The organism is Bradyrhizobium sp. AUGA SZCCT0222 (assembly GCF_018130205.1).
Taxonomy (GTDB): Bacteria; Pseudomonadota; Alphaproteobacteria; order Rhizobiales; family Xanthobacteraceae; genus Bradyrhizobium.
On the sequence record NZ_JAFCLX010000005.1, the window covers coordinates 54,380 to 75,327 of the forward strand.

17 protein-coding genes are annotated in these 20,948 nt (G+C 64.4%); 9 read left to right on the plus strand and 8 right to left on the minus strand.

Annotated features, from left to right (window positions below):
• Positions 1 to 83 precede the first annotated feature (83 nt).
• Complete coding sequence (locus JQ629_RS05660; protein WP_212265289.1) at positions 84 to 479, minus strand: nuclear transport factor 2 family protein; 396 nt, start codon at positions 477 to 479, stop codon at positions 84 to 86.
• A 161-nt stretch (positions 480 to 640) separates the two neighbouring features.
• On the opposite strand from JQ629_RS05660, the gene JQ629_RS05665 reads away from it, so the two are divergent.
• The 5 genes from JQ629_RS05665 (at position 641) to JQ629_RS05685 (ending at position 8,019) form a co-directional block, all read left to right on the plus strand.
• Entirely contained in the window at positions 641 to 1,231 is a 591-nt protein-coding gene (locus JQ629_RS05665; RefSeq protein WP_212411746.1) for a PadR family transcriptional regulator, read from the plus strand.
• A 200-nt stretch (positions 1,232 to 1,431) separates the two neighbouring features.
• The gene (locus JQ629_RS05670; protein WP_212411747.1) at positions 1,432 to 4,980 is read left to right on the plus strand and encodes a tetratricopeptide repeat protein; all 3,549 of its coding nucleotides are present in this window, start codon (positions 1,432 to 1,434) and stop codon (positions 4,978 to 4,980) included.
• A 105-nt stretch (positions 4,981 to 5,085) separates the two neighbouring features.
• The gene (locus JQ629_RS05675) at positions 5,086 to 5,928 is read left to right on the plus strand and encodes a COG3904 family protein (RefSeq protein WP_212411749.1); all 843 of its coding nucleotides are present in this window, start codon (positions 5,086 to 5,088) and stop codon (positions 5,926 to 5,928) included.
• A gap of 382 nt (positions 5,929 to 6,310) precedes the next feature.
• Positions 6,311 to 7,237 (plus strand): sulfite exporter TauE/SafE family protein, encoded by a 927-nt coding sequence (locus JQ629_RS05680; RefSeq protein ID WP_212411751.1) that lies wholly within the window; start codon positions 6,311 to 6,313, stop codon positions 7,235 to 7,237.
• Positions 7,234 to 8,019 (plus strand): TIGR02186 family protein, encoded by a 786-nt coding sequence (locus JQ629_RS05685; protein WP_212411753.1) that lies wholly within the window; start codon positions 7,234 to 7,236, stop codon positions 8,017 to 8,019. Before JQ629_RS05680 ends, JQ629_RS05685 begins: the two co-directional genes overlap by 4 nt.
• A gap of 123 nt (positions 8,020 to 8,142) precedes the next feature.
• On the opposite strand, the gene JQ629_RS05690 is transcribed toward JQ629_RS05685, so the two are convergent.
• Positions 8,143 to 9,060: a DMT family transporter gene (locus JQ629_RS05690; RefSeq protein WP_212411755.1), complete on the minus strand. Its 918-nt coding sequence runs from the start codon at positions 9,058 to 9,060 to the stop codon at positions 8,143 to 8,145.
• 120 nt (positions 9,061 to 9,180) lie between these two features.
• Between JQ629_RS05690 and JQ629_RS05695 the strand changes: the two genes are divergently transcribed.
• The gene (locus tag JQ629_RS05695; protein WP_212411996.1) at positions 9,181 to 10,044 is read left to right on the plus strand and encodes a LysR substrate-binding domain-containing protein; all 864 of its coding nucleotides are present in this window, start codon (positions 9,181 to 9,183) and stop codon (positions 10,042 to 10,044) included.
• An 84-nt stretch (positions 10,045 to 10,128) separates the two neighbouring features.
• Here the strand turns inward: JQ629_RS05695 and JQ629_RS05700 are convergent, their stop codons facing one another.
• The 6 genes from JQ629_RS05700 to JQ629_RS05725 form a co-directional block, all read right to left on the minus strand.
• Positions 10,129 to 10,530: a hypothetical protein gene (locus JQ629_RS05700; RefSeq protein ID WP_212411757.1), complete on the minus strand. Its 402-nt coding sequence runs from the start codon at positions 10,528 to 10,530 to the stop codon at positions 10,129 to 10,131.
• 460 nt (positions 10,531 to 10,990) lie between these two features.
• Entirely contained in the window at positions 10,991 to 11,665 is a 675-nt protein-coding gene (pdeM, locus tag JQ629_RS05705; RefSeq protein ID WP_212411759.1) for a ligase-associated DNA damage response endonuclease PdeM, read from the minus strand.
• 39 nt (positions 11,666 to 11,704) lie between these two features.
• Entirely contained in the window at positions 11,705 to 14,449 is a 2,745-nt protein-coding gene (locus JQ629_RS05710; RefSeq protein ID WP_212411761.1) for a ligase-associated DNA damage response DEXH box helicase, read from the minus strand.
• 141 nt (positions 14,450 to 14,590) lie between these two features.
• Positions 14,591 to 15,820 (minus strand): ABC transporter substrate-binding protein, encoded by a 1,230-nt coding sequence (locus JQ629_RS05715; protein WP_212265298.1) that lies wholly within the window; start codon positions 15,818 to 15,820, stop codon positions 14,591 to 14,593.
• 127 nt (positions 15,821 to 15,947) lie between these two features.
• Positions 15,948 to 16,697, minus strand: coding sequence for a FadR/GntR family transcriptional regulator (locus tag JQ629_RS05720; protein WP_212411763.1), 750 nt, complete (start codon positions 16,695 to 16,697; stop codon positions 15,948 to 15,950).
• 105 nt (positions 16,698 to 16,802) lie between these two features.
• Positions 16,803 to 17,729 carry a class I SAM-dependent DNA methyltransferase gene (locus tag JQ629_RS05725; RefSeq protein WP_212411765.1) on the minus strand — a complete coding sequence of 309 codons (927 nt, stop codon included), beginning with the start codon at positions 17,727 to 17,729 and terminating at the stop codon, positions 16,803 to 16,805.
• A gap of 51 nt (positions 17,730 to 17,780) precedes the next feature.
• On the opposite strand from JQ629_RS05725, the gene JQ629_RS05730 reads away from it, so the two are divergent.
• The 3 genes from JQ629_RS05730 (at position 17,781) to JQ629_RS05740 (ending at position 20,939) form a co-directional block, all read left to right on the plus strand.
• A complete protein-coding gene (locus tag JQ629_RS05730; RefSeq protein ID WP_212411767.1) occupies positions 17,781 to 18,818 on the plus strand; it encodes a ligase-associated DNA damage response exonuclease in 1,038 nt (345 codons plus the stop codon).
• Positions 18,815 to 20,488, plus strand: coding sequence for an ATP-dependent DNA ligase (locus JQ629_RS05735; RefSeq protein WP_212411769.1), 1,674 nt, complete (start codon positions 18,815 to 18,817; stop codon positions 20,486 to 20,488). Before JQ629_RS05730 ends, JQ629_RS05735 begins: the two co-directional genes overlap by 4 nt.
• A 148-nt stretch (positions 20,489 to 20,636) precedes the next feature.
• Positions 20,637 to 20,939 (plus strand): DUF6460 domain-containing protein, encoded by a 303-nt coding sequence (locus tag JQ629_RS05740; RefSeq protein WP_192735422.1) that lies wholly within the window; start codon positions 20,637 to 20,639, stop codon positions 20,937 to 20,939.
• Positions 20,940 to 20,948: the final 9 nt, after the last annotated feature.

Consider the following 20,948-nt stretch of genomic DNA (forward strand, 5'->3'; position numbering starts at 1 on the left):
CGTTTCAGATGAAGGTTGGCAGGCCAGCAGGCGCTTTACGTTCCTTAAAGATGGGACCTTATCCGGTTCCGGACGACGCGGCCTCACTGTTTTGCGAGTTGCGCGCCCATCAATTGATGCAACAGGTTCATCGCCTTGAGCGGCCGCACCATCACCTTGAAATGCGTAATCTTGCCATCCGCGAAGGTGATGATGTCGACACCGTTGATCACGATGCCGTCGATTTCTTTTTCGAATTCGAGCACGGCGCCATTGTCGCTGCGCCATTCGCCGACATATCTGAATCCCGGGCCGCCCAGCACTTTCTCGGCGCTCGACAGATATTTGAAGGTGATGTCACGCCCGCGCTGCGGGGTATGGACCACGGGACTCTCGAACACCGCGTCGGGGTGCAAGAGATCCCACAGCGCCGCCTGGTCGTGCGATTTCATGTAGCCGTACCATTTGTCGAGGGCGGTTATGGCGGCAGTCACGGTCATGAAGCGTCTCCGATCGGCTCTAAACGGGGTTCAGCCCAATCTTTATGCACGTTGACGCATATGCAACTTTATGCATAAAGTCAACGCGGCAATTGGTCGGGAGACTGGGCCCCTTCTACTTTGCATGGGGTTGTTTTCACGATTTTTGAAAGGGTCGGCGTTTGGCGCTCGGTGACGCAATCCTTGCTTGTCTGACGGAACGTCCGATGTCGGGCTATGAGCTCGCCAAGACGTTCGATTCCTCGATCGGGTTCTTCTGGAAAGCCGACCACCAGCAGATCTATCGCGAACTCTCAAAACTCAGGGATCGCGGCCATATCCAGGGCCACGAGGTGGTCCAGTCCGGCAAGCCCAACAAGCTGGTCTATACGCTGACACAAGAGGGCCGGGCCGCGCTGAGGCACTGGGGCGCCCGGCCGAGCAGCCCGCCAATGATGAAGGACGACCTCCTGGTGCGGCTGTGCGCGCTCGACAGCTTCGATATCGAGCCCTTGCGCGCCGACCTGATGGCGCGGCTGGAACATCACCGCGACCGCTACGCGCGCTACGAGCGCATTCTGAACAAGCTGTTTCCGACCGGCAAAGCCACCTCCGTCGCCGATACCGGCAAGCTGCTGGGACTGCGCATCGGTCTGCGCCACGAACAAGCTGTGGCGGAATGGTGCGAAGAGGCGATCGAGACCCTGGCCGCCGTCGCGAAACCTGCTCCCGTCCTGCTGCTCGAAGACACCAGCCGCGAAAGCAACGGCTGAGCGGCAGCGGAACCCGGCTGATCGGGTTCCAAGTTAACTTTCGGGCCGTCCGGCCCCATTCCTTAACCCGTTATTTACCGTAACGCGAAAAAGTCAGGTTCTGAGGCAGACGACCTGCGCGAAATTCGATTGTCTCCTGGGTGGGACGCGCGGGGAGGCTGAAGGCGCAGGAAGCGCCGGAGTCAGAACCGGACGAGAGCATGAATTCGCGCGTATCGTGGAGTGTAGAGGGCATCGATCCATCGGTCCGCGAAAGGGCCGAGGCTGCCGCGCGGCGCGCTGGCATGTCGCTGAGCGACTGGCTCAATTCCACCATCGGCGATTCCGCCCCGCCGAATTTCCGTGCGTCCCATGACGAGCAGCCGGCGATGCCGAGCGCGGAGAGCCGCGAGGTTGCGGACATTCACCAGCGGCTCGATTCGATCACCCGGCAGATCGATCAGATTTCCCGTCCCGCCCCGCGCAGCGACGCGCCCCGAACCGAAGCGCCCCGCGCTGAGCCGACCGTCGCGCGGCAGCTGAATGACGCCATTTCGCGGCTCGATGCGCGGCTGTCACAGATTTCAAACCACGCGCCGCGCCAGCCGACAGTGCAGGAACGGCAGCGCCAGGCCGAGATGGTCGAACGCGCCGCGGCGCAAGTCTATCGTCCCTCGCCGCCGCTGAGCCCGGCGTCGTTTGATTCGGCGATCGCCGAAATCGTCGCGCGCCAGAACGAACTGGACGGCGTGCCGTCCCGGCCGATGCCGCCGCGCAGCGCGCCGCCGATGGCGGCAGGTGTGCAGCCGATGGCCGCAGGTATGCCGCCGATGGCGCCGAGCGCCCCTGCCATGGCTTATGCGCCACCGATGCAGCCGCCTGCGCCGGCGCCCACACCTGCTCCGATGGTGCCCTCCGGCCCGGATTTTTCGTCGCTGGAGCGGCATCTGCTCAAGATCACGAGCCAGATCGAGGCGCTGCAGCGCCCCGACAATGTCGAGCAATCGATTGCAGCCTTCCGCACCGAGCTTGCCGATATCCGCCGCGCCATTACCGAAGCGATGCCGCGCCAGGCGATCGATTCGATCGAGAACGAAATCCGCTCGCTGTCGCGCCGGATCGACGAAACCCGCCAGAACGGCACCGACGCCAACGTGCTGGCCAACCTCGAGCGCGCGCTCGGCGAAATCTACGACGCGCTGCGCTCGCTCAAACCGGCCGAGCAGCTCGCGGGCTATGACGACGCGATCCGCAATCTCGGCACCAAGCTCGACCTGATCCTGCGTACGAACGACGATCCGTCGACGGTGCGTCAGCTCGAAGACGCGATCTCGGCGATGCGGGCGATCGCCTCCAACGTTGCGTCCAACGATGCGCTGGCACGGGTTTCCGACGATCTGCATGCGCTGTCGGCCAAGGTCGATCAATTGTCCCGCGCCGGCGACAACAGCGAGTCGCTGGCCAGCCTCGAAGCGCGCATTGCCGCGCTGACCTCGTCGATCGAAACACGCGAGCGGCCGGTCGCAAGCGACAATTCCGAATATATCGAAGGCGCGCTGCGCTCGCTGTCCGAACGCCTGGATCGGATCCCGGCCGGCAACGACAATGCTTCGGCGTTCACCCATCTCGAACAGCGCGTGACCTATCTGCTGGAACGGCTGGAGACCTCCGGCGGCGCAGGCGGCTCTGGCGGCGGGAATCTCGGGCGCGTCGAGGAAGGGCTGCAGGACATCCTGCGCCATCTCGAACACCAGCATGCGAATTTGGCCAGGCTCGCCGACAACACCAGCAGCTATGCGGCGCCGCAGTCGATGGATTCCGGCATCGTCGAAGCCGTCAAGCGCGAGCTGTCGGACATCCGTTTCAACCAGTCGGAAACCGACCGCCGCACCCAGGATTCGCTGGAGACGGTTCACAGCACGCTCGGCCATGTGGTCGATCGGCTGGCGATGATCGAAGGCGATTTGCGCGCTGTTCGCGCCGCACCGCCCGTGGCAGCGCCCGCCCCCGGTTCATTCGAAGCCCCGGCAGAAGCACCGCGCGCGGCGATGCCGCCATCGAACTTTGCACCGCCGGCCTATGTCCCTCAGGCTCAGCCGCAGGCGTTTGCGCCGCAGCCGAAACCGGAATTGCCGAATCCCGCAGCCTCCCAGGAGCATTTTGCCGCCGCGCCGCGCGACTTCCATCCCGCGGAGCCGGTAGCGCCGCCGGCCATTCCGCCGATGACGCCGCGCGCCATCAGCGAAATCCTCGAGCCGCACGCAGCCCCGCCGCGCACCGCGATCGCCCCGGAATTGCCGCCGGATCATCCGCTGGAGCCGGGCACACGGCCGACCGCACGGGCTTCGTCGCCATCGGAGCGGATCGCCGCGTCGGAAAGCGTGATCAACGAAATTTCCGCGGCCGCCAAGGAGCCGGTCAGTTCGTCGAGCTTCATCGCCGCCGCCCGCCGCGCCGCGCAGGCCGCTGCCGCCGCGCCCGCCAACGAGAAGGCGGCCAAGGCCGCTGCGAAGGCTAACTCGAAGGCCGCCAAGGTTACCGCCATCGACAAGGGCAAGACCGACGGCAAGGAGCCGTCGAACATCACTTCCAAGATCCGCTCGCTGCTGGTCGGCGCGAGCGTATTCGCGATCGTGCTCAGCACCTTCCAGCTGGCGATGACGCTGCTCGACACCGGCAGCGCGCCGCAAATACCGCAGATGGAATCCACCGATCCGGCGCCGGCCTCAAAAGCCCCGGCCGAGAGCAGCGCCAAGCCCGCCATGCCGGCACCGACTGGGCCCTCCATGATGTCGCCCGCCCCGATCGGACGGCAATCGAACAACTCCTCCGCACCGAACACGCTGGATGGCGCGCAAGTCGCTATTCCCCAATCCACGATTCCTCAGGCCATTATTCCTCAAGCCGCTATTCCTCAGACCGCGATCGCGCCACAGGCGGCGATGTCCATCCCGCCACAAGCGGTGATGTCGCCGATCAACGCCGGCGACATCACCGGCGCGCTCCCGGCCCTGCCGGCCAATGGCAAGCCTGGAGCGGTGCAGGTGCCGACAGGCGAGCAACTGCCCGATGGCATCGGCGGGCCGATGCTGCGCGCCGCTGCGCTGAAGGGCGATCCGGCGGCAGCGTATGAAGTCGGCGTGCGCTATGCCGAGGGCAAGGGCGTAGCAGCCAATCTCGACGAAGCCGCGAAATGGTATGACCGCGCGGCGCAAGCCGGCGTGGTGCCCGCGATCTTCCGGCTCGGCACCTTCTACGAGAAGGGCATGAGCGTCAAAAAGGACGCCGATGTCGCGCGGCGTTACTATCTGCAGGCGGCCGAACGCGGCAACGCCAAGGCGATGCACAATCTGGCCGTGCTCGACGCCGATGGCGGCGGCAAGGGCGCCAACTACAAGGTCGCGTCGCAATGGTTCCGCAAGGCGGCCGATCGCGGCGTCGCCGACAGCCAGTTCAACCTCGGCATCCTCTATGCCCGCGGCATCGGGGTCGAGCAGAACCTCGCCGAATCCTTCAAATGGTTCAGCCTCGCGGCCGCGCAGGGCGACGCGGATTCCGGCCGCAAGCGTGACGATATCGCCAAGCGCCTCGACGCCCAGTCGCTGGCCGCGGCCAAACTCGCAATCCAGACCTTTACGCCGGAGCCGCAGCCCGACGCCGCCGTCAATGTCGCAACCCCGGCCGGCGGCTGGGACCCGGCGCCTGCGCCCGCAGCTGCGACCAAACCCGCCGCCAAACAGGCTTCGACCAAGCGCGCCGCGGTCCGTTGAAGTCGCCGGCGGCGCCGCTGGCATCGCCCCGATAATCCCTCCATATAAAGCCGTATGATCTGACGGGGCCAGCGTGGCCTCGCACGGCTTTGCAGTGAGGATCGATTGTCTGCCGAAGAGGGTCAGGACGGAGAAGGCCGTTTCCGAAGGTCGCCAACCGGGCCTTCGGTCGCGCCGCCGCGCAAGCTGGCCGAGCAGTCCGCGCCTTCGCCCTGGCGATCTGCTCCGCCGCCGCCTCCTCCTCCGCAGCAACCGCAAACGGCGCGCAGCCAATGGCCGTTCGGGTCGATTCTCATCTTCGTGCTGCTGGTTTCCAGCATCGCCATTCAAGCCTATCGCGACCTCTCAAGGCCCGATGCCTGGGATTACTGGAAAGACCAGTATAGCTCGCCAAGCCTGACGTCCTCCGTGGTCGCCAAACTCGATCTCGATGGCGCCGCGCGTGACCGGCGCGCCCTGTTCATCAAGGGAGAGATTGGGCCCGCGGCGGCAAAGTGGTTCCGTGATAGGCTGGACGAGGCCCAGCTTGCGGCCGGCGACGTGATCCTGATGTCTTCGCCCGGCGGCGATTTGAATCAGGCCGCGATCATGGGCGAGATCATTCGCTCGCGCGGACTGATCACGGCGGTCGGCACCGCCGATGCCGCGGGCCGCGTCAAACCCTCCTATTGCGCCAGCGCCTGCGTGCTGGTCTATGCCGGCGGCAAGAGCCGCATCGGCGTGTCGGGCTCAGGCTTGGGCGTGCATCGATTTACCACGACAAAGCAAGTGGATGATCCGCTCGCCGAAGCCCAGAAGATATCAGGCGCGGTGCTGGGCTATATGACCAAAATGGGGGTTTCATCGTCGGTCGTGCAGGCGATGTCCGAGACCAAGGACATCCGCTGGCTTGCGCCCAAGGAGGCGCTCGCCATGAACCTCGTCACCGATCCGGTGGGGAAGCCCTGATTGCTGTCGTCCCGGCCTTGAGCTCAGATGTGCAATTGCACATCGGGGGACCCATAACCACCGGCCGCAATTGATTTGCGCGCTGAGCCTTATCTTCCTTGTTCAACAAGGCAGGCCGCGGAGTATGGGTCCCGGCTCAAGGCCGGGACGACGAAAATTATCCCCCCCCGCCGCGCATATGTGCAGGTGCGGCAAATAATTGCCTTCCGGGGCATTCTTTAGTCCCCCCTGCCACTGATCTGGGTTATGCAAAGACGCGGCAACCGGTCCGCGTGCGCTGACCCTGCGCGCCAATCGGATTCCACTGCCGGCAAATGCTCGAAACCATGCCCTGGGCGGCCGTTAGGCCAGGTCAGCGGCAGACAACGAGAAGCAGACGCGCGTGCAGCTCTACCTTCCGATCGCCGACATTCCGGTCAATGTTTTCCTCATCCTGGCGATGGGCGCGGCGGTTGGTTTCGTCTCCGGCATGTTCGGCATCGGCGGCGGCTTCCTGATGACGCCGCTGTTGATCTTCGTCGGCATCGCGCCCGCGGTCGCGGTCGCCTCGGTCGCGAGCCACATCGCGGCTTCCTCCTTCTCGGGCGCGATATCCTATTGGAGGCGACGATCCATCGATCCCATTCTGGCGGCGGTCTTGTTGACCGGCGGTACCGTCGGGACGGCGCTCGGGGTCTGGACGTTTACGCTGCTGCGCTCGCTCGGCCAGCTCGATCTCTTGATCGCGACGTCCTACGTCATCCTGCTGACCACGGTCGGCGGGCTGATGTTCTGGGAAGGCCTGCGCGCGCTGCTGCGGGCCCGGCGCGGCGGTGCGGCGACGATACGCCGCCCCGGCAGCCATGGCTGGATTCACGGCCTGCCGCTGAAGATGCGTTTCAAGCGCTCGAAGATCTACCTGTCCGTGATCCCCGTCGTCGTCATCGGCCTGATCATCGGCTTCATCGGCGCCGTCATGGGCATCGGCGGCGGCTTCATCCTGGTGCCGCTGATGATCTACGTGCTGCGGGTGCCGACCTCCACGGTCGTCGGCACCTCGATGGTGCTGACGCTGGTGACGATGATATTCGCTACCCTGCTGCATGCGGTGACCAACCATCTGGTCGACGCCGTGCTGGCGCTGATCCTGATGATCGGCGGCGTGACCGGCGCCCAGTTCGGCGCCCGCGCCGGCCAGAAGATCCGCGGCGAACATCTGCGGCTGCTGCTCGGGCTTCTGGTGCTCGCCGTCGGTATCCGCTTTGCCGTCGAACTGGTGATCCGGCCGGCTGATCTGTTCACGATCCGGGAAACGGGAGGCGGGGTATGATCGCGCGCGCCTCGCTAATCGTGGCAAGTCTCGTGCTTGGCGCCGCGCTCGCCATTTCGCCGGCCTGCGCCGAGCGGCTGATCGTGTCGGTGTCGAACCATCGCGTGACGGTGACGCCGAATTATTCCGGCGAGGAACTGGTGCTGTTCGGCTCGGTCGAAAAGGATGCCCAGACGCCGGCCGGCCGCAACAATTACGATCTGGTCGTGACCGTCAGCGGACCGCGCGCCGACATGGTGACACGGCGCAAGGAGCGCAAGTTCGGCATCTGGATCAACACCGACTCCCGGCAATTCCTCAAAGTGCCGACGTATCTGGCGCTGTTTTCCAACCGGCCGTTCGACGACATCGCGTCACCCGAAGTGCAGCGGCGGCAGCAACTCGGCCTCAACAACGTGCTGCTGACGCAGCGCGTCGGCCCTGATTTTGCCGACGTGGTGCCCAACGACCCGTTCCGCAGCGCGTTCGTGCGCCTGCGCAAACAGCACGGGCTGTATCGCGAGGAACAATCGGCGGTGACGTTCCTGACGCCGACGCTGTTCCGCACCGGTATTCCGCTGCCGGGCGAAGTGCCGATCGGCACCTACGACGTCGAAATCAAGCTGTTCGCCGACGGCGCGCTGGTCACGCGCACCGAAACCGCGTTCGAGATCGTCAAGGTCGGTTTCGAACAGTTCATCGCGAACGCCGCCCACAACAATGGTCTTGCCTATGGGCTGGTGACGGCCTTCATGGCGCTGATGACGGGCTGGATGGCGTCGATCGTGTTCCGGAAAGATTGAATCCCGACGTGGCTCGGATGAGCGAAGCGACATCCGGGCCGGTCTCGCGTTGGCTCCCGGATATCGCTGCGCTCATCCGGGCTACGATCCATTTCGCCAACAGGCTGACTGGCATCGACGCGTTCACGCAGCACCAGCGGCTTTGCCGGGCCGCGTCACCAGATAAATCCCGAGCGCCACCGGAATGATCCCAAGCAGGTCGCGGAATTCGACGTGCTCGCCGAGCACGAGGAAGGCGAACAGCATGCCGAGCGGCGGCATCAGGAAGTGATAGGCGCTGGCAGCGGTGGCGCCGCAGACTTTCAGCAGGTGGAACCACAAGAGATAGGCCAGGACCGATCCGCCCAGCACCAGGAAGGCGAATGCGCCGAGCAGCCGCGCGCCCGGCACGATGTCGCTGACGCTGGAAAACGTGAAGGCGAACGGCAGCAGCGCCAGGCCGCCTGCGAGATTCTGCACGCCGTTGCCGACCCAGAGGCTGCCCTTCGGCGCCAGCACCTTGAACAGGATGGTGCCGACCACGATCGAAGCCAACGAAGCCAGCGTATAGAGAATGCCGTGCCAGTCGTCGGTACCGACAGACATGCGGTGCCAGACGATGAAGCCGACGCCTGATATGCCGAGCAAGAGCCCCGTCACCTTGCGCCAGGTCAGCGCCTCGCCGAGAAACACCGCGGCCGCCACCGCGGTGAACACCGGATTGGCGCTGACGATCAGGCCGCCGAGGCCGGCGGATACGGTTTTGAGGCCGGTGTACCCGAGCCCGAGATAGAGCGCGTTGTTGGCGACGCCGAGCACGGCAAACACGGCCACGTCGCGCCAGCTGAGTTGCCAGCCTTCGTTGCGCAGTGCGGATATGCCGAGGATCAGGACGCCCGCGAGCGAAAACCGCGCCGTGAGCAGGATCAGCGGCGGACAATCGGTGACGCCGATCTTGCCGGCGACGAAGGCAAAGCTCCAGAGCAGGCAGAACAGCGTGATGGTGAGCGGCAGCCAGTTGAAACCGGTGCGGGGAACGGAAATCGACGGCGCGAGCGACATGGAAGTCTCCTTTGCCCATGATGTAGGCTCGCGCCTTGATATTTAGAAATTAAATGATAAACTGACGTCCAGTGGATTTATAAATACCCCTTTCTTGAAGGGTGGTGACGAGCCATGGCCATGCTCGATCTGGAACTGCTGCGCAGCTTCGTCTCGGTGGTGGATTCCGGCGGCTTCACCCGCGCGGGCGAGCGCGTCCACCGCACCCAGTCGACCGTCAGCCAGCAGATCAAGCGGCTGGAGGAGGACGTCGGCCAGCCGCTGCTGAACCGGAGCGGCAAGGACGTCACGCCGACCGAGGCCGGCGAACGATTGCTATCCTATGCGCGGCGGCTGCTGTCGCTGGCGGAAGAAGCCCGCGATGTGCTGACGCGCCCCGGCAGTGAAGGCGCGATCCGGCTCGGCGTGCCCGAAGATTTTGCCGCCTACCGGCTGGCGAAATTGCTGGCGGCGTTTTCACGCTCGCATCCCGGCTTGCGGATGGATGTCCGCTCCGACCAGAGCACTTACCTGAAGCGCGACCTCGAACGCGGCGAACTCGATCTGGCGCTGTTCAAGCGCGCCGCCGGCGAGAAGGTCGGCATCGCGGTGTGGCCCGAACGCGTGCACTGGGTCACCAGCAAGAGCCGGCCGCGCGACACCACCACGGGCTCGGTGCCGCTGATCGGCTTTCCCACCGGCTGCCTCTATCGCTCGCGCGCGATCCACGCGCTGGAAAGCGCCGGCCGCGCCTGGCACATGGCCTACACGTCCTCCAGCCTCTCCGGCATCCAGGCCGCGGTTGCCGCCGGCATGGGGCTGAGCATCCTGTCCGAAATGGCGATCCAGGCCGACCACCGCGTGCTGACAGCGAAAGACGGTTTTGCACCGATCGACCGTACGGAAGTCGCGCTGGTCGCCGCACCGGATGCCAGCCCCGCCACGTTGCGGCTCGCCGATCGGCTGGCGGAGTTTTGCAACGCGGTGCAGGCGAAGGCGGCTTAGTTAACTCGGTGCGCTCCCTCTCCCGCTTGCGAGGCTGGGGAGGGAGAGCCGCCAAGTAACACATGCCGAATGGTGCGTCGGGGATCAGTTTACTTTCATGTTGCCGGCGCCATCGCGGTCACCGGCAGGGTTGTATCCGGAGTCGTGCAGGTTCTTGATGTACACCCGGTGAGAAGGGCCATCGGCCGGGGCAAACCCCTCAGCCATGGAAGCGTTGGCGTCGTGGGGGTGGCGGCGCTGCGTTCCAGCCACCCTGGCTCCGGCATGTGCATTGTACGCACCGTTTTCAAAATTCGCAGTGCTCGCACCTGCTGCGCCGCCCGGCTCCGCCATCATCTTGCTGGCGGGGGTTGGGACGCCTTTGTTCAGGTAATCGCGATCCGGATACATTGCGCAGTCCGTGCACTGCGCAAATGCCGCGGACGTCGCTGCGGATGTCAGGGCGATCGACATCAAAGATGCGGCAACGAGTGTTTTGTAGTTCATGGTATTTGCTCCATGGTTAAGCGAGTCTCAGCTCGCCTTGATTTTGTAATCGACCTGTTGTCTCGGCGGGACAAGCCCGCTCTCCCGCTTAGGTCTTATGCGTTTTTCGAAGCAGTCGATGGAGCTCGCCGACGCACTTGGAGTCAGCACCGAGATCCTCGTGATACAGAGGCGAAAGGCCGCAAATCCATGTGCGGCTGTCGATGTTGGGCACAGAGCTGTTGCGCCAATCAACAATGGCTCACCACATAGTGAATTAGCGCTGACTCACTATTTCAAATCTGCGACTGCCGAAATCACGAACGTGTCAACCGTATTACGAAAAGGTAAGTTGGCTCGTATCAAAGGTGAGCTACGATTCGCTCTCGTGAATTTCGCATGAACAATTTGCCGCGTCTCGCGGTTCACCTCACAGGAAACGAGGAAGCGGTCATAGAGCGACGGAAGCAGCGTCGTTCTCTTAATAACACCGCGACGCTGCGATCGCGTGCAGTCTGTTGTCGCCGAGCACGTGCGCCATCAGGCATGGAGTCTGGAAGATCTTCGCAAACGCCGGATCGCGGATGCTGAGGCCGCCGGTATAGGCGCCGAACGCCGGCATGACCGCGCGTTCGCCGTCGCAGGCGAAGCATCGCCGCTCCATCGAACGGCCGCGAGTGGCGACGCGGGCCTTGGGGTGCAGATGGCCGGCGATTTCACCTGACGCGCCCGTGGGCTCATGGCGGAACGTGATCTTGCCGATCGCGACTTCATTGGCGACGACGCCGCCGAGATCGGACGGCAAGGCCGGATCGTGATTGCCCGCGATCCAGATCCAGTCGCGCCGCGCCTGCATCGCTGACAACGCCTCGCGGTCGGGCACCGACAGCCGTTCATGCGCGTCGCGGTCGTGAAAACTGTCGCCGAGCGCGATCACCATGCGCGGATCGTGCCGGGCGATCACGGCCGCAAGCCGGCTCAGCGTCGCCACGGTGTCGTAGGGTGGCAGCAGCACGCCGCGCGCGGCGAAGCTGGAGCCTTTTTCCAGATGCAGGTCGGAGACGACCAGCAGGCGCTGTTCCTGCCAGAACAGCGCGCCGGAGAGATCGGCGAGGAAAGTGACATCCGCAATCGCAACCTTCGAAACCCGCGCCATTTGATCATCGTCCGAAGATTGCGCCGATGCCGTCACGTTCTACCCTGTCGCTTCCTTGACGAGTTCCGCGGCGGCTTCCGCCAGCAACTCGTCGGCCGCTTCGCCATAAACTGACTCGCGGCCGATTTCCAGCATCACCGGCACCGCCAGCGGCGAAACACGGTCGAGTTCCCGATGGATGATTCGGCCCTGAATACGCGACAGCATATCACCGAGCCGCTTGAGATCGAGCAGCCCGGTGGCGGCGTCGGCGCGCGCGGCGCGCAGCAGCACGTGGTCGGCCTGGTGTTTGCGCAGCACGTCGTAGATCAAATCGGTCGAGAACAGCACCTGGCGGCGGGATTTTTCCTCGCCGGTGAAGCGCCGCGCGATCAGGCCGGATATCACCGCGCAGGTGCGGAAGGTGCGCTTCATCAGCGCGGATTCGGCAAGCCACGCCTCGAGATCGTCGCCCAGCATGTCCGGATCGAACAGCGCGTTGAGATCGAGCTTGCCCTGGCGGATCATGAACGACATGTCGCCGAGCCCCCACACCGCGACCGCATATTCATTGGCGACGAAGCCGAGCGGCCGCACCCGCGCCCGCTCCATCCGCCGCGTCAGCAACATGCCGAGCGTCTGGTGCGCCAGTCGCCCCTCGAAGGGATAGCAGATCAAATAATGCTTGTTGCCGCGTGGGAAGGTCTCGATCAGCAGTTCCCGCACCGCCGGCACGCGCGAAAAATGCCGTTGCAGCGACAGCCAGTCGCGCACCTGATCGGGCAGCGCGTTCCAGGCACGCTTGTCGTCGAGCAATTTACGCACGCGCTCGGCGAGATAGGTCGACAACGGAAACTTGCCGCCCATATAAGACGGCACCTTGGCATCCGCGTCGTTGGCACGCGAGACGTAGACCTGATCTTCGGCGAGCGCCTCATAGCGCACCACCTCGCCGCCGAACACAAAGGTGTCGCCGACCACCAGTCCCTCGATGAAGTATTCCTCGATCTCGCCGAGCATCCGCCCGCCGCGTCCAAGTGGGCCTAATGATCCCGAGCCGCCGCCGCGCGAACGCACCAGCCGGACTTTGAGCATCGGTTCTTCGACGATGGTGCCGACGTTGAGGCGATAGCTCTGCCGCACGCGGGGATTGGCGACACGCCAGCGGCCTTGCTTGTCCTGCTTGATGCGCGCGAAGCGCTCATAGGTTTTCAGTGCGTAACCGCCGGTGGCGACGAAATCGACCACGTCGTCGAAATCGGTTCGCGTCAAACCAGAGTAAGGCGCCGATGTCAGCACCTCCGCATAGAGCTCATCGGAAAGAAACGGCTCGCCGCAGGCGCATCCCAATACGTGCTGCGCCAGCACGTCGAGCGCGCCAGTGCGCAGCGGCGGGGTATCCTGCGCATTCTCCGCGATCGCATCGATCGCAACCGCGCATTCCAGCACCTCGAAGCGGTTGGCCGGCACCAGCACGGCGCGCGAGGGTTCGTCCAGTCGATGGTTGGCGCGGCCGATCCGCTGCATCAGCCGCGAGGACCCCTTCGGCGCGCCGACATTGATCACGAGGTCGATGTCGCCCCAGTCGATACCGAGGTCGAGCGAGGAGGTGCAGACCACGCCGCGCAATTTGCCGGCCGCCATCGCGTCCTCGACCTTGCGGCGCTGCGCGACGTCGAGCGAGCCGTGATGCAGCGCGATCGCCAGGCCATCGTCGTTCATGCGCCAGAAATCCTGGAACAGCATTTCGGCCTGGCTGCGAGTGTTGACGAACACCAGCGTGGTCTTGTTGCGCTTGATCAGCTCGTACATTTCGCCGAGCGCATGGCGGGCGCTATGCCCCGCCCATGGCAGACGTTCTTTGGTGTCGAGCATCTCGACCACGGGCGCCGCGGCGCCGCCGGCGACTACGATGTCGGCGGCTTCGATCTTGCGGTCGCGCTGCGGCACCAAAAACCGCGCCAGCGATTCCGGCTCGGCCACCGTCGCCGACAATCCGATGCCGCGCATTTCGGGCGCCAGCCGCCACAGCCGCGCCAGCCCGAGCGACAGCAGATCGCCGCGCTTGGAGGTGACCAGCGCATGCAATTCGTCGAGCACGATGCGCTTCAACGAGCCGAACAAGAACGGCGCATCGTCGGACGACAGCAGCAGCGCCAGTTGCTCGGGCGTGGTGAGCAGAATGTCCGGCGGATAGCGCCGCTGCCGCTGCCGGCGCGACACCGGCGTGTCGCCGGTACGGGTCTCGACCTTGATCGGCAGGCCCATCTCGGCGATCGGCGTCTCCAGGTTGCGCGCGATATCGACCGCGAGCGCCTTCAAGGGCGAGATGTAGAGCGTGTGCAGGCCGCCGGTGCGTTTGACGCCGCGGCCGGTGGAGATCAGTTCGGGGCGGGATGATTTTGCCGCAAGCTCGCTCTTCTCCCCTCCCCCCGCGCGCGAAGCGCGTGGTGGGGAGGGGTCGGGGGTGGGGGGTAGCGCGGCAGACTCGGTATTGGCATGGGAACGCGCGGAGACACCCCCCACCCCCGACCCCTCCCCACCGCTACGCGGAGGGAGGGGAGAAGAACGCATCGCGGATGACAGAGCAGACAACTCCACCAATGTCGGCAAAAAACCCGCCAGCGTTTTGCCGGCGCCGGTCGGCGCGATCAGCAGCGCCGAGCGATCTTCACGGGCCTTGGCCAGCAGTTCCAGCTGATGTTCACGCGGCGACCAGCCGCGCGACGCAAACCACCGAAGGAAGCGCTCGGGCAGCGGCGCGGCCGGCTCGGCCGATATGGCGGGTAGGATTCGGGGCGGCACAAAACAAGAACTAAGCCGTCAGGGCCGCTACGTCGAGGGGTGTTCGTTGGTTCTCGTCATTCCGGGATGGTCCGAAGGACCAGACCCGGAATCTCGAGATTCCGGGTTCGATGCTGCGCATCGCCCCGGAATGACGACAAACTACTCCGTCACCGGCTTGTCGGAAATATCCCAGTCCTTGCCGTTGAACTGCGAGATGAAGAGCGTCTTCATCGGCGTGTAGTCTTCCGGCGTGTAGCTGAAATTGACGCCGTCGAGGAAATACGGCGAGTGGAAGCCGGCCAGCGTCGTCGCCTGTTTCAGCACATTGGCGCGGGTCAGATCGTCGCCGCAGCGGCGCAGGATTTCCGCCATCGACGCCACCTGGCCGTAGCCGGCGAAGGCGATGGTGTTGTCAGGATCGACATTGGGCAGATATTTCTTGCGCAGCGCCTCGAACGCCATCACGTCGGGATCCTTTTCCCAGCGCGGCACGCCGACTTCCTTGGCGTAGCGGATGGCGACGATGCCGGTGGCATTCTCGAAACCGGCGGCGCTGAGGATCGAACGTCCGGTCGATCCCGCCGACAGCAATTGCAGCGGCTTCCAGCCTAGCTCGACCACCTTGCGGATCGACTGCGACGACGCCTTGCCGGTCGAGATGTTGTAGAAGACGTCGGCGCCCGATTTGGAGAGATTGATCAGCTGCGAATCGATGGTCGGCTCGGTCAGATCGTAGCTCTGCTCCATGATCACCTTGGCGGTGCCGCCGGCTTCCTCCAGAACCTTCTTGAACGGCGCCAGGAAATCGCGGCCGAAATCGTCGTTCTGGTAGAGAATGCCGATTTTGGCGTTCGGCTTCGTGGCCACGACGTATTTGGCGAGGATGCGCGCTTCGGTCGGGTACAGCGGCAGGCCCGCCATGGTCCATTTGAAATTCTTCGGATCGTTCCATTTCGACGCGCCGGTATTGAGCATCAGCTGCGGCACGCCCTTGGAGTTGAGATATTTATGCACGGCGGTCTGCGGCGCGGTGCCGAGCGAGCCGAACAGCGCCAGCACTTCGTCATTCTCCACCAGCCGCCGCGTCGCTTCCACGCATTTCGGCGCGCTGTAGCCGTCGTCCATGGTCAAGAACTTGACCTTGCGGCCGTTGATGCCGCCCTTTTCGTTCAGCATCTGGAAATAGGCCTCGCCGACCCGGCCGAGCACGCCGTAGAGCGAACCCGGGCCGCTGTGCGGCACGGTCTGGCCCAGCTTGATTTCGGTATCGGTCGCGCCCGGATCGTATTTTTTCTCGGCCGCCCACACGAACGGGGCGGGCATGGCGGCGGCAGCGAGACCGGCAAGAGCGGTGGCACCGAATTGGCGCCGGGTCTGTTTGTTTTTCATGCTGTTACTCCCTTATAGTTGTTCTTCATTGGTTATTGTCTGAAACCTGAATGCAGTGATCTGTCATTCAGTTCGCGCGGATCGAAATTGGCTTCGACTTGCGCTGCGTGAGCCGGTATTCCCGGCATTACTGGTCCCGGCCTACCCATTGGTTGTGAGATTCCGGCTGCCCGGTTCCTTCCGCCAGTGCCCGAACTTCGTCGAATGCGGAATGGACATGCTTTTGCACCAAGGCCGCCGCCAGGGTTTCGTTCCTGTCAGCAATGGCGGCCACGAACTCCTGATGATCACCCAGCGAACGGCGGCGAATGACAGGGGATGAGAAGTACTTCTGCCGCCACTGAAAGCTCATGAGAAACAAAGGCGTGAGCGTTCGAACGATGATAGCATTCTGGCTGGCCGCCGCCATTGCCAGATGAAACTCGACGTCTTCATTGGCGACATTGAGTTCGGCCTGCACCCGACTGTAATAATTGGCGACCAACCCCCGCAACCTGTTGAGATCGGCATCCGTCCTGCGCGCGCATGCGAGGCGGATCGCATGGGTTTCAAATATGACGCGGGCCTCGCTCACATCGCGCATGGTGCGCTCGTCAAACGGCAAATCCAGATTGGCCTGGATGACCAGGGAATCGAGCCCGCTGTCTTCGAGCGCGTTGCGCAGGAAAATGCCGGACTTCGGCCGGCGCTCGGTCAGCCGCAGCGCATCAAGAACCGCCAACGCTTCCCGCACCGAACTGCGGGTGACGCCAAAGCGATCTGACAGCTCGCGCTCTGACGGCAGCCGGTCGCCCTTCTGCAATCGGTGATGGCGGATGAACTCGATCGTCCGCTTGACCGCTCTCGATCCTTCGCCTGCCTGCTGCGGCACCGTCATCTGATCCTACCAATCTGGTAGGTCCAGATTGGTATATCCCTTTAGGTTTGTCCAGCCCGCCCCGCGGGGGGCATCGGGTTCATTCCCCTAGAGCAATTCTGGCGGTCAGCCCTTGGCTGCGACCGCCACCAGGCCCGGTACCGGGATGTTCTCCTCGGTGCGCGCCGAGCGATCTTCGAGCAGGGATAAATTCAGACCGGCCGCTTCCACCGCTTCGCGCACATGGGCTGCCGCGTGGGCATAGCGCAGCCCTGCGCCGAGAATGACGCCTTCGCCGGCATGCGTCTCGGTCGTGAAGGCGAACAGGCCGCCGGCGGCGAGCACGCGGCTTGATTCCGCCAGCACCGGCGCGAGATCGGCGACATAGATCATCACGTCGGAGGCCAGGATGAGATCGGCGCTGCTGTCAGGCCTCGCGCGCAGACCTTGCACGATGTCGCCGACTTCAAGCTCCGCATAAAAGCCGGTCGAGCGGGCCTTCTCGATCATGCGCGGCGACAGATCGATGCCGATGAAATGATCGACCTCTTTGGCGAACGCCGTCGCGACGAGCCCGGTGCCGCAGCCGAGATCGATGGCGCGCTTGAAGAAGGCGGGCTTGCGGGCGGCCGCGCGCACCGACAGCACCGCCCTGAACAGCAGGTCCGGGCCGCGATAACCGAGATCGTCCACCAGCGCGGAGTTGAACCGCTGCGCGTATTGATCGAACAGCACCTGCACATAGCCTTGCGGCATCGCGGCCAATGGTTCGGCGCCGAGGCGCATCAGCCGCAGGCGGGCGCCATGACGATCATCCGGATCGCCGTCCCACGCCTTGCGAAACGCCGCGATCGCCGCATCGCGCTCGCCGAGCGTTTCTCTGATATCGCCGAGCGTGAACCAGGCGGTGACGAAACTCGGCGCCAAATCCGTCGCCTGCAGCAGCAGGTCGGCGGCGCCGGGCAGATCGCCCTTCAATTGCAGGTCGCGCGCAAAATCATAACGGCGATCGGCCATCAGATCGCCGGAGGTCAGGAATATTCGCGTGGGCATGGGCTCTATGGGGCAGGTAAAAATCGGGGCAATACGCCCTATATAACCAAGATGCGTCCACAAGACATCCTGCTGCCAGCTCCCGCCGGTTTGTGCTGCAAGCCAGGCGGCTTCCATATCGACCCGGTTCGATCAGTGGAACGCGCCGTGATCACCCACGGCCATTCCGACCACGCCCGCCCAGGCCATGGCGCGGTTCTGGCGACGCAAGAGACGCTCGACATGATGCGGCTGCGCTATGGCGATAATTTCGCAGGCTCCACGCAGGCGATCGCCTATGGCGAGGAAATCAGGCTCGGCGACGTCACCGTCAAATTCCATCCCGCCGGCCACGTTCTGGGCTCGGCGCAGATCGCCGTCACCTGCAAGGACACCTGCATCGTCGCCTCGGGTGACTACAAGGACGCTTCGGATCCCACCTGCACGCCGTTCGAAGTGGTGCCCTGCGACGTCTTCATCACTGAAGCAACGTTCGGCCTGCCGGTGTTCCACCATGGCAACGCGGCCGATGAGGTAAAGAAGCTGCTGGCCTCTGTGGCGCTGTTCCCGGAGCGAGCGCATCTGGTCGGCGCCTATTCGCTCGGCAAGGCGCAGCGCGTGATCGCGCTAGTGCGCGAGGCCGGTTACGACGCGCCGATCTACCTGCATGGCGCGATGGAAGCGATCACGCACTATTATCAAAGCCGCGGCGTTGCGCTCGGCGAGCTTCGTCCGGCCAAGGGCGTAAAGAAGGCCGACCTCGCCGGCACCATCACGCTGGCGCCGCCGTCGGCGACCTCTGACATCTGGACGCGGCGGTTTCCCGATCCGGTCACGGCGTTTGCCTCGGGCTGGATGCGGGTGCGGGCCCGCGCCCGCCAGCGCGGCATCGAATTGCCGCTGGTGATTTCCGATCATGCCGACTGGGACGGGCTGACCGCGACCATCGAAGCCACCGGCGCCGGCGAGATCTGGGTCACCCACGGCCAGGAAGATGCGCTGGTGCATTGGTGCAAGACCAAGGGCCTCGCCGCGCGGCCGCTCGATCTGGTCGGCTACGGCGACGAGGACGAGCACGAGGCGCCACCCCCTGAAGGTACCGAAGCATGAACCGCTTCGCCGAATTGCTGGATCGCCTCGCCTATGAGCCCGGCCGCAACAACAAGCTGCGGCTGCTCACGGCGTATTTTCGCGAGACTGATGATCCCGACCGCGGCTATGCGCTGGCGGCGCTGACCGGCGCGCTGTCGTTCAAGCACGCCAAGGCCGGCCTGATCCGCGACCTGATCACCGACCGCGCCGACCCCGTGCTGTTCGGCCTGTCCTATGATTATGTCGGCGATCTCTCCGAGACGGTGGCGCTGATGTGGCCGAAGGCGGCGTTGCCCGGCCATAACAACCCGCCCCCGCCAACCCTTTCCGAAGTCGTCACCACGCTGCGCACCCTCGGCAAGACCGAGCTGCCAAAACAGCTCGCGCGCTGGCTCGATGAGCTCGATGAAACCGGGCGCTGGGCGTTGCTAAAGCTCGTGACCGGCGCGATGCGGATCGGCATTTCGGCGCGGCTCGCCAAAACCGCCGCCGCCAATCTCGGGGGCAAGGACGCCCATGACGTCGAGCTGATGTGGCCGGGATTGAGCCCGCCCTATCTCGACCTGTTCGCCTGGCTCGAGGGGCGCAGCGAAAAGCCAGTCAATCGCGATCCGACACCGTTCCGCCCGGTCATGCTGGCGCATGCGATCGAGGATTCGGATTTTGCCAACCTCGATCCAGCCGACTTCATCGCCGAATGGAAATGGGACGGCATCCGCGTGCAGGCGGTGAGCGGCCGCGACGAGCGCGGCCACATCCAGGCGCGGCTTTATTCGCGCACCGGCGAGGACATCACCAAGAGTTTCCCGGACCTCGTGCCGGCGCTGCATCTGCAAGGGTCTTCAAGTTTCGCCATCGACGGCGAATTGCTGGTGCTGCGCGACGGCCGCGTGCAGACGTTCAACGTGCTGCAGCAGCGCCTCAACCGCAAAGTCGTCTCGCCAAAACTGATCAAGGAGTATCCGATCCATCTGCGCGCCTATGACCTGCTCGGCGACGACGAGAACGATTTGCGCGAGCTGCCGTTCGTCGAGCGCCGCGCGCGGCTGGAGGCGTTCGTCAAAAAGCTTGACGATGCCAGGATTGACCTATCGCCGACGGTCGCCTTTGACAGTTGGGACGCGCTGACGGCGGCGCGCGCCGATCCGGCCCAAGCCGGCGCCGGCGAGGATGCCGACGCCGTCGAGGGCGTGATGCTGAAGCGCCGCGATGCGGCCTATCTGCCGGGCCGCCCCAAGGGCCAATGGTGGAAGTGGAAGCGCGACCCGCATCTGATCGACGCTGTCCTGATGTATGCGCAGCGCGGCCACGGCAAGCGCTCGTCCTATTATTCGGACTACACGTTCGGCGTCTGGACCTCGGGCGAGGACGGCGAACAGTTGGTGCCGGTCGGCAAGGCCTATTTCGGGTTCACCGACGAGGAACTGCTGCAGATCGACCGCTTCGTCCGCCGCAACACCACCGAAAAATTCGGGCCCGTGCGGCACGTCGTGCACGAACCCGACCAGGGACTGGTGCTGGAAGTCGCCTTCGAGGGGCTGGCGCGCTCGCCGCGGCACAAATCCGGCGTCGCGATGCGGTTTCCGCGCATCAGCCGGCTGCGCTGGGACAAGCCGCCGCGCGAGGCCGATCGGCTGGAAACGCTGGAGCGGATGCTGAAGAGTGACGCCAGCATTACCGCAGCGTAATCCCGCAGCCCATTGACGTCTGAAGGCGGGTTCCCCATTTGCTGTCCGCTATAGTAGATACTTGTTTGACGCGTTTTCTTCACGCGAACCGGTATCCACTTCGCTCGAAAACGCTACAATGCGCGGGCGTGACCCGCAGGAGAGATCGATGCCCAACGACGTCAGGGATTTGCCGGCCAGCAATGATGGCCTGAACCGCTTTCTCGGCGGCTCGCCGCTGGCGGTGGCATTCCGGCTGATCCTGCTGTCGGTCCTGGTCGGCGTCGTGCTCGCCGCTGTCGGCTTCGATCCCTGGAACATCCTGCACAGCATCCGCATGCTGTTCCAGCGGCTCTGGGATCTCGGCTTTGACGCCGTCAACTGGCTGTGGCGCTACTTCCTGCTCGGCGCCGTGATCGTGATTCCGGTCTGGCTGTTGTCGCGGCTGTTCGGCAGCCCGCGCGGGCGCTAAATCTCCTCG

Excerpts from the sequence above, each read along its gene's own strand:
- JQ629_RS05660 (WP_212265289.1), bottom strand. The coding sequence starts at position 479 with ATGACCGTGACTGCCGCCATAACCGCCCTCGACAAATGGTACGGCTAC.
- JQ629_RS05690 (WP_212411755.1), bottom strand. The coding sequence starts at position 9,060 with ATGTCGCTCGCGCCGTCGATTTCCGTTCCCCGCACCGGTTTCAACTGG.
- JQ629_RS05730 (WP_212411767.1), top strand. The coding sequence starts at position 17,781 with ATGCGTCCACAAGACATCCTGCTGCCAGCTCCCGCCGGTTTGTGCTGC.
- JQ629_RS05685 (WP_212411753.1), top strand. The coding sequence starts at position 7,234 with ATGATCGCGCGCGCCTCGCTAATCGTGGCAAGTCTCGTGCTTGGCGCC.
- JQ629_RS05740 (WP_192735422.1), top strand. The coding sequence starts at position 20,637 with ATGCCCAACGACGTCAGGGATTTGCCGGCCAGCAATGATGGCCTGAAC.
- JQ629_RS05695 (WP_212411996.1), top strand. The coding sequence starts at position 9,181 with ATGCTCGATCTGGAACTGCTGCGCAGCTTCGTCTCGGTGGTGGATTCC.
- pdeM (WP_212411759.1), bottom strand. The coding sequence starts at position 11,665 with ATGGCGCGGGTTTCGAAGGTTGCGATTGCGGATGTCACTTTCCTCGCC.
- JQ629_RS05715 (WP_212265298.1), bottom strand. The coding sequence starts at position 15,820 with ATGAAAAACAAACAGACCCGGCGCCAATTCGGTGCCACCGCTCTTGCC.
- JQ629_RS05720 (WP_212411763.1), bottom strand. The coding sequence starts at position 16,697 with ATGACGGTGCCGCAGCAGGCAGGCGAAGGATCGAGAGCGGTCAAGCGG.
- JQ629_RS05670 (WP_212411747.1), top strand. The coding sequence starts at position 1,432 with ATGAATTCGCGCGTATCGTGGAGTGTAGAGGGCATCGATCCATCGGTC.
- JQ629_RS05735 (WP_212411769.1), top strand. The coding sequence starts at position 18,815 with ATGAACCGCTTCGCCGAATTGCTGGATCGCCTCGCCTATGAGCCCGGC.
- JQ629_RS05700 (WP_212411757.1), bottom strand. The coding sequence starts at position 10,530 with ATGAACTACAAAACACTCGTTGCCGCATCTTTGATGTCGATCGCCCTG.
- JQ629_RS05725 (WP_212411765.1), bottom strand. The coding sequence starts at position 17,729 with ATGCCCACGCGAATATTCCTGACCTCCGGCGATCTGATGGCCGATCGC.